Here is a 14,866-nt window from a genome sequence, read left to right on the forward strand (position 1 = left end):
TTTCTATATCCCCCTAAGTTTTTATTTTATGCTTGCATATGGATTAACATCTAATTCTCCAAGAATAAGTTCAATTGGATCAGAATAATCTAATGGTTTAATATCTTCCTCTAAATCTATAGGTAATTTATAATCTTTTATAAGTCTTTGTAGTATCATAGAGGTATTTCTTTCAATGTGGCTTTTTTCGCACTGCTTATGTCCAGGTATATTGTACTCTCCAGTACAGTTTATATTATGATATACACATCTATTGCACTGATATGCATCACAAGCTAAGCAGACAGGAGAGTGATCCATATCACAATTAAATAATTTATCTTCTGTTATTCCTTCATCTATATTACCTATAAAATCTTCTGGATTATTAAAATAAAATGCTGGGCAAATATAAATATTCCCATTTGGAGCAATAGCATAATTATTCTCTCCACATTCACAATTGTCCATTTTATTCAAAAATATTCTATCTGTAATAACATTAACCTCTTTATATTGCTTTCGCTCATAAAGCTTGATTAATAAATCTTTAATTTTAAAAAGTTCACCTTCATATAGTTTTAAGTCGATCTCATTAATATTACCTTTGAAAACTAAGTTAATTCTTTTTGACTTTTCCAATAATTTTTTAATGCTAATATATATTTGATTAATTTGGGAAGAATAAATATTAAGAATGCAATTCCTTCCACCAATATATTCATCAATATCCTCTATATTTAAACATACAATTTCATTTGTATTTTTATATGTTGGCTTGATTTTTAAATCCCTTATTTCAATTCTTGATAATACCGAAAAACTATCTAAGTCAATAATATTCTCTTGGGTTTTTGAATTCAAAATAATTGGTTTGAAAAAATTCTTTTCACAGTAATTCAATGCCTTTTTTAACAATTCTTTGCTCATAATATTTTCTGAATTTGATTTACTAGAGTAGCTACAATGTTCTACAGAGTCATCAGAAAGTATAAAATACATATTTTTCTTGAACTTTGGTTCAATCTTTCTGCGAATATTATGTTCTCTTTTTAACCTATCCCAGTAATAGTTATTTCCTCTAATTCTTGCCTTATGCATCTTACATATGTATGTAGCTCTATTATAAATTGATGAATTATCTGCACAATCATAATTAGAACCTTGGCACCAAGCACATCCTGATGCCACTTCACATTTTATACACTCTTCTTTGCTTATATTTTCAGTTGATAGGGCTAAAAATGGTCTAACTTTATCTAATATAATTCCTTCATTAACATTTCCTATTGATCTACCACATTTGTCATTTAATGAAAAATCAGAAAATCTTAAGCAAGGATAAAAATCTCCATTAGCATCAATAGCTAACATCCTTCCAGTTCCACAAAAATTAGATTTTAGATTAAAATCAGTTATTGGACCACCTAAATTTTCATCAAATAATGTGCAATTCACCTCATTCCAAAGTTTATTATCTATTACATAATCTGCTAAAGATATTAATTGATTTTCAAATACTTTATCATCTCCATCTTTCCATACATCTTCATAAACTACATTAGCTGGCACATCTTTTAAACCTGAATTCCATAAGTGAATTATACTTTCTTTCAAATATATCAAATCTTCACTTCCAAAGGTTACTTTTGTAGTTGAGTCTGGCATATCTGATAACCATTTGGGTATGTTTTTGAATACATCATTGTATGAACCTCTACCGTCTTCATATATTCTATGTAAATTATGTTTTCTCTCAGTTCCATCAATAGTCATACTTATAGAAAGTTTATCTTTATTTTTCCTAATATATTTACTAACCAGGGGTTGATTATAAAGCGTACCATTAGTTCCAATATTAAATCTATAATCGTTTAACCACTTATGTTTCTTTCGATAAGATTGAATCTTAATATAGTCACTAATTTTATCAATTAACTCAATCTCTAGAAGAGGTTCTCCACCAATAAAATCCCATATTACAGCTGGAGCATCATACAATTCCTCATTATCCAATATATAATCGACACTTTTTTTTGCTATCTCAAATGACATACGTTTTTTATTATTTTTATGAACTTCATAGCAATAACTACAACGTAAATTACAATCTTCAGTTACAATAAATGTAACTTCATATGCCTTTCCTTCCTTCCATTGCTCATTTCCACATCCCATTAAATAATTTTTAGACATACAATTTTCTCCTAATTCTTTAGATTATCATATGATTTTTGTTAAACTCATTCCTAGGATAACACTACTTAATTATTTTTTACGATATTTTAAATTATTAATAATATTATTCGTTAAATTTAACAGATTGATTTAAATCATTTTTTATATTATTGTCTATTATCGATAATTTTGCTACAATTGATCATTTAAAAGTAACAGCTTAAATAAAAACTAAAATAGTCCAAATGCATAAAACCTTATAAAATTTATTGATGATTCATAGTAAACATACTTTATTCTTACATAAATTTGTATTATCATGCGTTAATGTAATCATATAATACCAATGCATTTATGTCAATATAATTCCATAATTTTTATTATATCTAATTATTTTCACTAAATTCTTACTTTGAATTTCTAAAATGACTTTAAATTTTACTAATAAATACAAATTAAAAATAAGTGTAAATGTTTAGGCACTCTGCTCTAACAATTACACTTATTTTTACATAAAAACCCTTATTGGTATTTATTATATGTTAATCTCTTTTTACATAATTTTAAAATCAATACATTCTATAAATCATCTACACGTTAATCCAATTAGTTTTCCAATATCCATATGTAATTGACCAAAGACGTTTTTGCTTTTTACCATTATGGATTCTATAATACCATTTAAGCTGTTCTGCTTTTGTATCTACAGACTTATAAGAATCTGTTTTAATGGCAATACCTACTTCACTAGCATAAACCATATCTGTTCCAGCTACACACATAATTACCAGTAGTAATCCAAAAATGCCTTTTTTCATAGTACTTTTCATATTATAACCTCCTTAGTTTTCTTTTCTAATATTCTTTATATCTGAAATTGGCTGTGCTTCCAAGTCATCATTTGTTACTTTTCCAAAGAACTCTCCATTAACAAAAAGATCTATGCTTCCATCTTTCCGTATTAATAAATATGCATTTTCATTAGTAATTGCAACTTCTGAAACAAGCTCCTCTTGAGGTGGATAAGAAACTGGTTGTAATATTATGAAATATGAAAATATGAATAAAAGCAATGCTAAACATATAGTAATTAATTTTTCCTTAATATCTTTTTGAGATTCTTCATTAAGAACAACTTCAAATCTTTGTTTTATTAGCTGAGTATTTTTGTTTTTGCAAAAAGATGGTAATCTAAATTTTTCTCTTTTATTTTTAGTTTGCTTTAAAACATTTAAAATAGTTTGTAAATATACCATTCTTCCATCATAATCCATATGTTTTGTAACTGCTAAATCACACCTTAGTTCTAGTAAACTGTCAACTTCACTATTAAAAATATGAATAACTGGATTCCACCAAAGTATAGATCTTAGTAGAGTGTAGAAAAGTTTAATTAAGATATCTTTCCCCTTTACATGTTGTATTTCATGTTGAATTATATATCTTAATTTATTATCTCCTAAAGATAAAGGTGGTAGATATACATATGCTTTTAAAATACCTGTAACTCTAGGAGTATCAATATTTCGAGATACTTTAATAACAGAATTTTTTGCAAACTCTTCTTTCGCTATTTTCTCTACCTGTTCATCCTTTATTGTAAAGTCTATTTTTATTTTTCTATGCTCTGCTATATAAGATAACATTGATATCACAAAAAATATAATAGCTACTACAATCCATATAATCACTATCAATTCTCCAAAAGTTACATCATTAAATATAGTCTTCTCCAATACTGTCTGTATCCATGGAAGAAATGTATCAGATTCTATAAGCAATGTATTATATAAGTCTAGAGGAAGCAATAGCCGAACTATTGAAAGTACTAATAACAGTAATAGTAATGATGTTCTATTCTTTATTAAGAAAGAATTACGATTTCTTAATACTGCAATTAATAACAATCCAAAACTAGAAAATACAAGTGCACTCATAAATGAATATATACTAACTCCAGATATTAACATTTAGTCTATCCTCTTTTTTTCCTCAATAATTCTTCAAGTTCTTCAATAGTTTCATCTGTAATATCCTCTGATTCAATAAGTTTAGAAAAAAGCATAGATATACTTGTTTTTCTCGCAATTTTTGCTAATATACCTGCATAATAACGTTCTCCTGATTTAGTAGGTTCAAACGTTCTGCCAAATCCTTTACCAGTTCGAACATATCCAGCCTCACGAATAGCATTTTTTTTCAATAAGCTGTTAAGTAAAATATGTATTGAACTATCTTTCCATGATTTATCAACCGATAAGTTCACTATTTCTGTTCTTGTAAGTGGACGTTGCTCACTCCATAATACTTCCATAATTTCAATTTCATTTTTTGTCAATTCCATCTACTCATCTCCATTTACTCATCTGTACTTAATTGAATTATATTAATATTATGTATAAATGTCAACCTTATACTGAATAAATTATATTAATATCAATGCAATTTAAATCTTGAAGAATTACTCAAATAATATATTGAATCAATCAAGTTCAATAATCTAAATCATACATATCTTACTAGATTATTTAAAACTGATACTATTCTTAAAATATTTCAACATTTGCTTTTACATTCTAATATTAATACAACTATAGATATTTACACTCATTTTATTGAAAATAAAAAATAGAAACTGTAGAGAAATTAAACTCTACACTCTCTTTATAAAGTAATTAAATTATTTAATTTCTTTTTTGTATTTAATTTATATACTTAATAAATAACTGATTTTTTATAAAGATATATCTCGCCAAAAAAAGTAATTCTAACTTTATATAATAGAGTAATTACAGTTTATTCATATATGTTCATTTAAAATTAGTAGATAAGGGTAAAGTATCTAAGTGTCTTTTTGATTGTTTTATTAGGTTTTGTAAATGTAGGTATATAGCTATTAGTTATGATATTAGACTAATTTTTTGGTACGTTTTTTATTATTTATTTTGTATTTAAAATATTGTTGAGATATAATTTTCTACTTTCCAAAAATCTTACTAATTCCATAATATAAATCAAACTTTTAGTTGAATTTTTAATGAATAGATAACTATTTATACTTATAATAATATCTTTTATATAATCTTATAGTCATATTTTCTGTTATCTCTTCTTTATTTGCAAGAGACTGTAAATTAATTTGTGCTTTTAAAGATAATTTCTACTTTATAGCAACAATTATTTATTTACTATTAATATTTCCTAATATATGAATTTTATTCTAATAAATTGTAAAAAATATATACTGGGATATTTCTAAATATTTTTAGAAAACATATATATTATGGAAAATTTTTAGAATGTGATTTTTTAAAATTATATTCTATTATCAAAGAATATAGATAACTGATTATATATACTATCCCAGTTTCTATATCTCATAGTCCATTTTTTCATCACATTTTCACTTGCCAAGAACAATATTTTTAATAGTGAATCGTCTGATGGAAAAGTGGACTTTGTTTTTGTGACTTTTCTAAACTGTCTATTAAGTCCTTCAATTATATTTGTAGTGTACATTATAGTCCTTATTTCTTCAGGAAAACTAAAAAATGGTGCTATAACATCCCAGTTATTTCTCCAAATTTTAATTGCCGAAGGATACTATTTACCCCATTTTTCATCTATTTTGTCTAAAGCCGATGAGGCTTCTTGTTCATTAACTGCTTTATATACAGATTTAAAATCACTTATTAATGCTTTTGAATCTTTGTATGAAACATATTTAAAAGTATTTCTTATCTGATGGATTATACATTTTTGTATTATAGAATTAGGATAACTTGCGGCTATCGCCTCTTTGAAGCCATTTAATCCATCAACACTAAAAATTAGTATATCTTTAACACCTCTATTTTTTAAATCGGTTAAAACACTATACCAAAACTTTGAAGTTTCGTTTTCACCTATCCATATTCCTAAAATATCTTTGAAACCATCCTTATTTACTCCTAGAACTACATATGCAGCTTTATTTTTTATTTTTCCATCATCTCTTACTTTGTAATGAATTGCATCCATAAATACAAAAGGATAAACTTGTTCAAGAGGTCTATTTTGCCACTCTTTAGCTCTTTGAATTATAATATTTGTTATATTACTTACTTGATCAGCTGAAATTTCTATACCGTATAAATCTAATATCTGGTCATGTATATCTCTTGTTGACATACCTCTTGCATAAAGTGATATTATTTTTTCTTCGATTCCTGAAATATCTCTAATATTTTTAGGAACGACTACTGGGTTAAAGTCATTATCTCTGTCTCTTGGAACGTCTAGTTGTAAATCTCCAAATTGTGATTTTACAGTTTTTTTGCTATATCCATTTCTTCTATTAGTTGTATTCTTGTTATGGCTGTCGCCCTTTTCATAACCTAGCTCTAATGCCATTTCTTGTTCTAACATCTCTTGTAGTATATCTTTGAACATATCTCTTAGATAGCTACTTATATCTCCAGATTTTATAAATTCTCCATCTGATATAATTTCTTTGACTAATTGTTTTCTTAAAGTATTCATAAAAAATCTCCTTTACGACATTTGATTATATTTAAATCATTGCCATAAAGAAGATTTTTATTAACCTTGAAGCACAAATTATTTTACATTACCATTTGCCAACTAATTTAGTCTAATTTTAGCTTCGCCTTTACATGATATGTATAGCTAGTTCTTGCCTTTAGCAGTTAATATTAGCTCCCACTTTTTATGACATAACCAATAAACTATTTACATTTTTTCTATTATATTCTTATGAAAGTACTTTTAGTGTTGATTCCTTAACTGACATACAATCCATAACCACAACTTTTTTAATCATATCACTATTAGAAGCTTTTAATTTACTAGGTGACTGCTCTAAACGTTCTATTGTTTATTTAAATTTTTTGTCTAATATAAATTCTAAAACTTAGATAATATGTTTCTTATTTAATCTTACATTATATCTATAGTATCTATGTATTTATTTTTATTTTTTTGTATTTTTTATTCTTAGTATATTAAATTTTTAAAAATAAATATTACTTAAAACTTAGCCATTTTAATATATTAAAAAACTGCAAATGTATTTGTCCAAAAACAAACCTATCTACAGTCCTTTAATTCACAAAATATGTATTTTTTTCTGCCCTAACAGTTATAGTTCAAATATACTATTCTAAATAAACTAAATATTATTTCTTTATTGCATTTAATATCAACTCATGAGCTGTATCATTTGTACAAACAATTAGTGCTTTCACATGATTTATTCCTAATACCTCTATTGCAGCTTTAGCTACATCATTATCATCTACAACCATTCTTATGTTAAAGTTAAACTTTCTTACCAAATGTTCTGTATCAGAGTAGCATACATAATGTTTTGTTCCTAGTCTAACAATACCATTTCCTTCATCTGCTATTTCTGATACATTTATTTTAGAGCCTTCCTTTTTTCCCTCTAATTTACTAACCCAATTATTCATATCTCTTGTAGTATTAATTTTTTTAAATTGATCTATTACATCTTCTTTTTTAAACATTTTTCTTAAATTCCATATTCTATTCTCAGATATATTAGAAGCTTCCATTTTTTTAGAGAAATTAGGCATTATTTTGTCTAAACCATTTATAAATTGTATTTGCTTAGCCTTTACCTCTGAAAACCCTCTATCATCAATTAACCTTTGCAGAGGTGACTTAGTTTTTTCTTGTATTTGCTTAGCTTTTTCGATTTCTCTTTTGAAATATTCTTGTTCTTCTTTTGCTTTCCTACCTTTTAAAGATTCTTTTGCCATCTTTTCTCTTTTTCTTGCCCTTAAATATTCTTCCTCTGCAAATTTATTATCTGGGTTTATTTGTTCATATAACACTTGAAGCTCATCAAATATTTTAGATAATTGGTATATTGTGTGATGTTTTCTTATTCCATTTTCATGAAGGTTTTCTTGTCTATGATTCCTATAAGCATCTACTTCATTTTTATATTTTGTAGTATCAATAGTTACACGTATTGTTTCTTTACCTAATATTTTGCATGCTGTTAATCTATGATATCCACTTATTAAATGGTAATTTCCATTGTGGTCTTCCCACACATTGATGGCATTTATCATTCCATGAAATTTTAGATTTTCAATTAAATTATCTAAGTTAGCTTTATCTTCTTCATCTTTAAATCTTTGTGCTACATAAATTTCTTTTATTTTTATTTCTTTTTCTTTTCTTATTGTAGTTTTCATATTCTCTCCTAAATAATAAATTATTTAATATATTTTGTAAACACAATTCTATCATCTACAATTATAGACAGCTTTTCTGCGTTTTCTAGCAATGCTAGTGCTGTATTTATATGCTCCAAATCATTTTGAGTTAATTGAACTATTTTATTCTCTTTTTTCTTTTCTTCAATATCTATTACTTCATGTATTTTCTTAGATACTCTTTCAGCAAACTCAACTGGATTATTTCTTTGAAAATACTTATCTTTTAACTCATCTTTGGTTTTCTTTATAGCCTTTTGATATAAAGTATTTATATTAGAATCTTCAGGAATTTTTATACTTTTTATTGTATCAAGATGTATTTCAGACGCTTTCTTAATCTCTTCTTCATTTATACCTACTACTATAGATGTTAGTGTTTTTGAACTTATATTATTTGCCTTTATTTCCTTAGCCTTTTCATTAGGTATTATTTTTGCAATTTTTAATTTTGAGTTTATATTACCTTCACTTCCGCCAGTACTGTCAATCGTATTCTGTGCAAATGTTTTTACATTAACTAAATCTTTTTCAAGAAAATCAAGTTCTTTTAATTCACTATCTGTTAATGGTGTTCTACTATTTAACAGTGATGTAACTTTACCTCCTATTTTTTTTTTATATTCTTCAGGTGTCAATCCACCTGTTTTATACCCAACTATTTTATCATAGGCTTCTTTTCTTTTAGTTAATATATGAGCTTCAGCTATAAAATCTGGGTACTTTCTTTTTAAATTTTCATCTGCTTCTAATATGGTAAGTCTTGCATTTTCTATTTCATTATCTTCATACTCTCTTTCTATTATTTGTGCTGGTATTGTCTCCCATCCCAACTGTTTACAAGCAGTAAGTCTATGTTCTCCTGCTATCAACTTATATTTACCACTTCTTTCTTGAACAGCTATTGGAGATATTAAACCTTCTTCCTTAATTGACTCTAATAGCGGTTTTAAATCCCTATCATATATTTTCCAAAGTCTATTATTATCAATATATATATCAGTAATTTTAACGTTATCGATCTTATTAGCCATTACTTCACATCCTTAGTTTTTGTATATTTTTCTATTTTCTTTTCTAGAATTTGAAATATATTAATTCCTAGAGATATTTTGTTCTACCCTTATTAGCTTAAGTTTAAATATATAGCAATACTATTATTCCTTGAAATTTCTTACTAAAATTTAATATATTTATGTCAATGTTTAGAGAAATTAAACTTCACTTTTTTATCTTATATTGATAACTAATTTAATACTCTATATTAATATAGTACTACGTACAACCTTATTTTTCAAATAATTATTCAATTAAAAACTTATATGTTGATTTGATTTACTTATTTTATTTCATATACTTTAAAATACTTCTCAATCTTTAATATTATTTTGTCATTAAAAACTAAATATAATATTATATTGTATGTAGATATACCATAACTTTCTTATACATAATGTACATCTATAAGTATCTCACATTTAGTATGTATTGTTAATTATAAGTACTGCATCATTATAAGACTATAAAATTTTATTATGTATTAGAAGTATATACATTAGTATCTCTATTTTACTAACTTCTATAAAAATATCTAAAGCTTTCATAAAAATATAATAATTATTCTAGTATTTATTTAATTTTATATACATTTAAAGTTATCTATTTATAATACCTTATATTATAAATAGATAACTTATTCAAACAAATTACAATAGAATATTATAAATGTCCAATATTTCTTATGAATATACCCTCAAAACTCATCTTTTTTAGTAGTTAAATCATAATTGATGAATTTATTCACTAAAGTAAAAAATACCAGTAAATAAAGACTAGTATTTTATCATTATTTTTTTAAGTTTTAAATTGAGTTTATCTTAATTATTATATAACTATTATTTACTAAGTTTTATAGGTTAATCACTTTTATTATTCATACTACTTAACACACTTCCTTAATTTATCTGTACTTTCCTTAACATTTTTTTCAACTCCAAAAACATATGTCATAATAAATGGAGCAACCAATGCTATAAATATAACTATAAGCCCATTTACTATATTTGAAGTCCCTTTTTCTCCTGATAGTCCAAGTACTGCCATTATACTATTTTGCGGAACATATAAGGTTACATGATTAATTCCTGCAAATAATCCTGCAATTCCTGCTCCTATAGATGCTAACATAGCAGGTTTTTTGAGTTTTAATGTAACTCCATAGAGAGCTGGTTCAGTTATACCCATAATAGCTGATATCCATGCAGCTGATGCTAACTGTTTCATCTTACTATCTTTACTTTTTAGTGCTACAGCTAATGTCGCCCCACCTTGCGCTAAATTAGCACAAACTTGTGCTATTAATATAAGTGATTCTTGCCCTGTAGTTGCAAATGCTGATATAAATATAGGAGTCAATGCATGATGCATTCCTGTCATAACAATAAATGGCATTAAAGCTGCTAATAAACAAACCATTACAAATCCTAACCTTCCTTGTAGTAAACTTATTATGCTAGCTAATCCTTCTCCTAAGAAATTTCCTATTGGTCCAATTACAATTAATGCTATTGGCGCACTTATTAATAATACTAAAGTTGGATTTAAAATCGTTTTTAACATACTAGGTATTAATTTATCAATAAATTTTTCTATATATGACATCATCCATACTGTTAAAAGTGCTGGAATAACAGATGCTGCATATATAACACCCTGAATTGGTACTCCTATAAATGATATAGGGTCCCCACTTGATACCCATGCTGAAAAATTTGGATGTAAAAATACACCTACTACTATAACTGCTATTGACGTATTAACATTAAATTTTTTAGCTGCGTTTATTGCAAGTATTATAGGCATAAAGTAAAATGCTACATCTCCTATTATATCTAATATTCTGTATGTACTTGAATTTGATGATAACCAATTAAAAGTAGTACAAAGAGATAATATAACCTTTATCATACCTGACGCTGTAAGAGCTGGTATCATAGGTGTCATACAACCAGTTATTGTATCTAATATATTATTTAAAATACTATTTTTCTTATTTTCATTTTTTATATCAGTTTTAATATCTCCATTAGTATTTATCCCCTCATTTACTAGTGCATTAAATACAACCCCTACCTCATTGCCTATTATGACCTGGTATTGAGTTGAAGTTGAGTTTACTCCAACTACTTTATCTATAGATTTTAATTCATCTACATTCACTTTCTTTTTATCTTTTAATATAAACCTTAATCGTGTCATGCAATGAGTCAAGTCAATTATATTATCTTTTCCTCCAAGTCCATCGATTATCAATAAGGCTACATTTGCATATTTATTTTTCATGCTTTATCCCCTCTTTTAAAATAATTTTTAATATAATCTTAAGCTAAACCGACCTTTTTACTCCAAACTTGTAATAGTGTATTGTAACTCAATAAACCAGTATCTTCTACAATATAGTCACATTTTCCTAGTACTTCTTTTTTTCCTACACCAATTGATGTCATATTGGCATCATTTATAGCTTTAATACCTGAATAAGAATCTTCTATTCCTATACAATCATGTTGTTCTAAATTTAGCATCTTACTCCCTTCAATAAAAATATCAGGATATGGTTTTCCTCTTTCTAATAGAGATGGGTTTACTATACAGTCAAACTCATCTTTTATCCCCAAAGATTCCAATATTTTAGGTGCATTCTTACTGGCAGATGCTATTCCTAATTTTATATTATTTTCTCTAAGTTCTTTTATAAGTTTACTTATTCCTGGTAATATATCCTTAGATGTTAATGAACCTATTAACTTTATATACGTTTTATTTTTTTCTTCACACATCCTTAACTTTTCTTCTTTAGTATAACTATCTACTTTGTTAGCACATATTAATATTCTATCTAATGATTCTTCTCTGCTTATGCCTTTTAATTTTTCATTAAAAGTTTCATCTATTTCTATATCTAAAGATTTTGCTATATCACGCCAAGCTTCAAAATGATACTTAGCAGTATCTGTTATAACTCCATCAAGATCAAATAAAACTGCTTTCATATTAATTACTCCTTTTAAAACAACTATTAACTTCTATTACATTTTTTGATAATTTTATTTCTTTATTATCATGTAATATGGTTATATTTCTACCCTTTATTACCTTATAACAAGATTTATTCTCTTCTATATTTACAGAAACTAGACTATCTCTAAATAATATATTAAATTTAATGCTTTTCCAATGTTTAGGAATCCTTGGTTCAAAACTTAATTTATTATTTTTTATTTTCATTCCTGCAAATCCATATACTAAACTCATCCATGTTCCACCCATATTAGCAGCATGTATTCCATCACTTGTATTTTTTTGTATGTTATTAATATCCATTAATGCCGTATCCATAAAGTAGCTATAAGCTTTTTCATGATTTCCAATTTCACTTGCCATCATTCCAAATATTGACCTTGACAAAGATGAATCATGAGTAGTTATTTTTTCATAGTATTCAAAATCTATCTTTTTTTGTTCTACACTAAACTCCTCAGGGAAAAGTAATGCTGCAAGTACAGTATCCGCTTGTTTATTTACTTGATATCTATATATTGTTAATGGATGATAATGAAGAAGTAATGGATATTTTTCTTTTGGTGTATTTTTAAAATCCCACACTGATTTTTCTAAAAATGAATCATCCTGTTTGCTTATTTTCTTCTTTTCATCATATGGTAGATACATATTTTCAGCTGCCTTTATCCAGTTTTTTACTTCATATTCTTGCAATTTAATTTTTCTAAACACTTCGTTTGAATATAAATTATGTTTAAATTTATCTACCATCTGTGCTGCATATGTCAAATTATATTTAGCCATTAAATTAGTATAGTAATTATTATTTACTATTGCTGTATATTCATCTGGACCTGTTACCCCATTTATACAGAATTTATTATTTTTTGTTTCTATATAATCTCCAAATTCGAACCAAAATCTCGCTGTTTCTATAAGAATTTCCAAGCCATTTTGCATCATGAATTCTTCATCATTAGTTGCTTCAAAATACGTTCTAATCCCATAAGCTATATCTGCATTTATATGAAATTGTGCTGTTCCTGCTGGATAATATGCACTACATTCATTCCCACTTATAGTTCTCCATGAATATAAGCAACCTTTATTTATTCCAAGCTCTCTAGCTCTTTCTCTTGATGCATCTAAAATTGAATATCTATAATCCAATAAAGCTCTAGCAATAGATGGTTGAGTATATATAAAAAATGGTAATATGTACATCTCTGTATCCCAGAAATAGTGACCCTCATAGCCATCACCTGTAAGACCTTTAGCTGATATATTAGTCTTTCCATCTCTTCCTGCCGATTGATAAATATGAAATAAATTAGTTTTTATTCCTAATTGAAGTCTTTTATCGCCTTCAATCTCTACATTAGAAGTTGTCCAAAATTCATTCATTTTCTCTCTCTGAATATTTTTAACTTTATCAAATCCAATGTTACGTGCCTCTCTTAAAACCAATTCTAATGATTTTAAACGCTCTCCTGATTGTAAATATTCTAATGAATCTAGATATTCTTCTGATTTTAAACATTCTTCATTTAGATTCAAATCAGAATATACTCTGCCATATCCTACAACAATTTCTAAATTTAACCTTTCACCTTCTTTGGCATAAACTTCTATTTCTCGCTCTATACATTCATCTAAAACATTATAGGTCTCATTTATAATATTTCCACAAGTAATATATGAATCAAATCCACACCATAACCCTAATTTACTTGTTTCTGTAATTAAATTCATAAAATACTTATCATTATATTTTTTTATATCAATTTTAAATTGATTCTTATTTATAGATGCCACCCTTGGGTCATATACTTTTTCACAATTAAATTTCTCCACATTATTTTCCATTTTATTTTTAAAGTTTATTTTTCCATTAAAATTTAATGGTGTTATTGTGTATGAAATCATCATTAATTCTTCTATGTCTTGAGATACTAGCCTTTCTATAGATACTTTAACTTTTTTCCCATGAGAATTTTCCCATATAAATGAACGTGTAAGAGTCCCTTCATTTAAATCTAGTATCCTAGTATGTTCACTTGTAATACCTTTTGATAAATCAAAGTAATCTCCTTCAATAGAGAAGTTTACTATATGAGCATTAGGTAATTTACAGATAGTCTCATTTTGTTTTGCATAACCATAAGCAGTTTCTCCATATGTAATTGGAGATGATTCATAAAATCCATTTACATATGTACCTATATTATCTATATACTCATTATTAAAATCAGACTCTTCAATATTCCCTCTAATTCCTAAATGCCCATTAGCTAGTGTAAACAATGTTTCATTGGATTTTATTATATCTTTACTAAGCCCTTGCTCTATAAGTTGATTCTTAGTATTAAGTATTAAACTCATAATAGCACTCCTTTCTT

General features: G+C 26.3%; 9 protein-coding genes and 1 pseudogene. All 10 read right to left on the minus strand.

Annotation, left to right across the window (positions count from 1 at the left end; all coding sequences use genetic code 11):
- Positions 1-21 precede the first annotated feature (21 nt).
- On the minus strand, positions 22-2,175 hold the full coding sequence (locus tag JJC02_15140) for a radical SAM peptide maturase, CXXX-repeat target family (protein ID UDN54211.1): 2,154 nt from the start codon (positions 2,173-2,175) through the stop codon (positions 22-24).
- Positions 2,176-2,747: 572 nt separating this feature from the next.
- Positions 2,748-2,987 carry a hypothetical protein gene (locus JJC02_15145; GenBank protein ID UDN54212.1) on the minus strand — a complete coding sequence of 80 codons (240 nt, stop codon included), beginning with the start codon at positions 2,985-2,987 and terminating at the stop codon, positions 2,748-2,750.
- A gap of 12 nt (positions 2,988-2,999) precedes the next feature.
- On the minus strand, positions 3,000-3,938 hold the full coding sequence (locus JJC02_15150) for a M56 family metallopeptidase (protein UDN54213.1): 939 nt from the start codon (positions 3,936-3,938) through the stop codon (positions 3,000-3,002).
- 194 nt (positions 3,939-4,132) lie between these two features.
- On the minus strand, positions 4,133-4,501 hold the full coding sequence (locus JJC02_15155) for a BlaI/MecI/CopY family transcriptional regulator (GenBank protein UDN54214.1): 369 nt from the start codon (positions 4,499-4,501) through the stop codon (positions 4,133-4,135).
- A 971-nt stretch (positions 4,502-5,472) separates the two neighbouring features.
- Positions 5,473-6,678, minus strand: a pseudogene (locus JJC02_15160) (IS256 family transposase).
- A 656-nt stretch (positions 6,679-7,334) separates the two neighbouring features.
- Positions 7,335-8,384: a ParB N-terminal domain-containing protein gene (locus JJC02_15165; GenBank protein ID UDN54215.1), complete on the minus strand. Its 1,050-nt coding sequence runs from the start codon at positions 8,382-8,384 to the stop codon at positions 7,335-7,337.
- A gap of 20 nt (positions 8,385-8,404) precedes the next feature.
- A complete protein-coding gene (locus tag JJC02_15170) occupies positions 8,405-9,439 on the minus strand; it encodes a ParB N-terminal domain-containing protein (protein ID UDN54216.1) in 1,035 nt (344 codons plus the stop codon).
- A 904-nt stretch (positions 9,440-10,343) separates the two neighbouring features.
- Positions 10,344-11,747: a PTS transporter subunit EIIC gene (locus tag JJC02_15175; protein UDN54217.1), complete on the minus strand. Its 1,404-nt coding sequence runs from the start codon at positions 11,745-11,747 to the stop codon at positions 10,344-10,346.
- A gap of 38 nt (positions 11,748-11,785) precedes the next feature.
- Positions 11,786-12,457: a beta-phosphoglucomutase gene (pgmB, locus tag JJC02_15180; GenBank protein ID UDN54218.1), complete on the minus strand. Its 672-nt coding sequence runs from the start codon at positions 12,455-12,457 to the stop codon at positions 11,786-11,788.
- A 1-nt stretch (position 12,458) separates the two neighbouring features.
- Positions 12,459-14,849, minus strand: a complete 2,391-nt coding sequence (locus tag JJC02_15185) for a glycoside hydrolase family 65 protein (GenBank protein UDN54219.1) — start codon at positions 14,847-14,849, stop codon at positions 12,459-12,461.
- Positions 14,850-14,866 lie beyond the last annotated feature (17 nt).

Origin of the sequence: Clostridioides sp. ES-S-0054-01, from assembly GCA_021561035.1 — a bacterium.
In the GTDB taxonomy this organism is placed as follows: domain Bacteria; phylum Bacillota; class Clostridia; order Peptostreptococcales; family Peptostreptococcaceae; genus Clostridioides.

What these genes read in the sequence shown, in the direction of transcription:
- JJC02_15140 (UDN54211.1), bottom strand. Translation starts at nt 2,175, where the DNA reads ATGTCTAAAAATTATTTAATGGGATGTGGAAATGAGCAATGGAAGGAA.
- JJC02_15145 (UDN54212.1), bottom strand. Translation starts at nt 2,987, where the DNA reads ATGAAAAGTACTATGAAAAAAGGCATTTTTGGATTACTACTGGTAATT.
- JJC02_15155 (UDN54214.1), bottom strand. Translation starts at nt 4,501, where the DNA reads ATGGAATTGACAAAAAATGAAATTGAAATTATGGAAGTATTATGGAGT.
- JJC02_15165 (UDN54215.1), bottom strand. Translation starts at nt 8,384, where the DNA reads ATGAAAACTACAATAAGAAAAGAAAAAGAAATAAAAATAAAAGAAATT.
- JJC02_15170 (UDN54216.1), bottom strand. Translation starts at nt 9,439, where the DNA reads ATGGCTAATAAGATCGATAACGTTAAAATTACTGATATATATATTGAT.
- JJC02_15175 (UDN54217.1), bottom strand. Translation starts at nt 11,747, where the DNA reads ATGAAAAATAAATATGCAAATGTAGCCTTATTGATAATCGATGGACTT.
- pgmB (UDN54218.1), bottom strand. Translation starts at nt 12,457, where the DNA reads ATGAAAGCAGTTTTATTTGATCTTGATGGAGTTATAACAGATACTGCT.
- JJC02_15185 (UDN54219.1), bottom strand. Translation starts at nt 14,849, where the DNA reads ATGAGTTTAATACTTAATACTAAGAATCAACTTATAGAGCAAGGGCTT.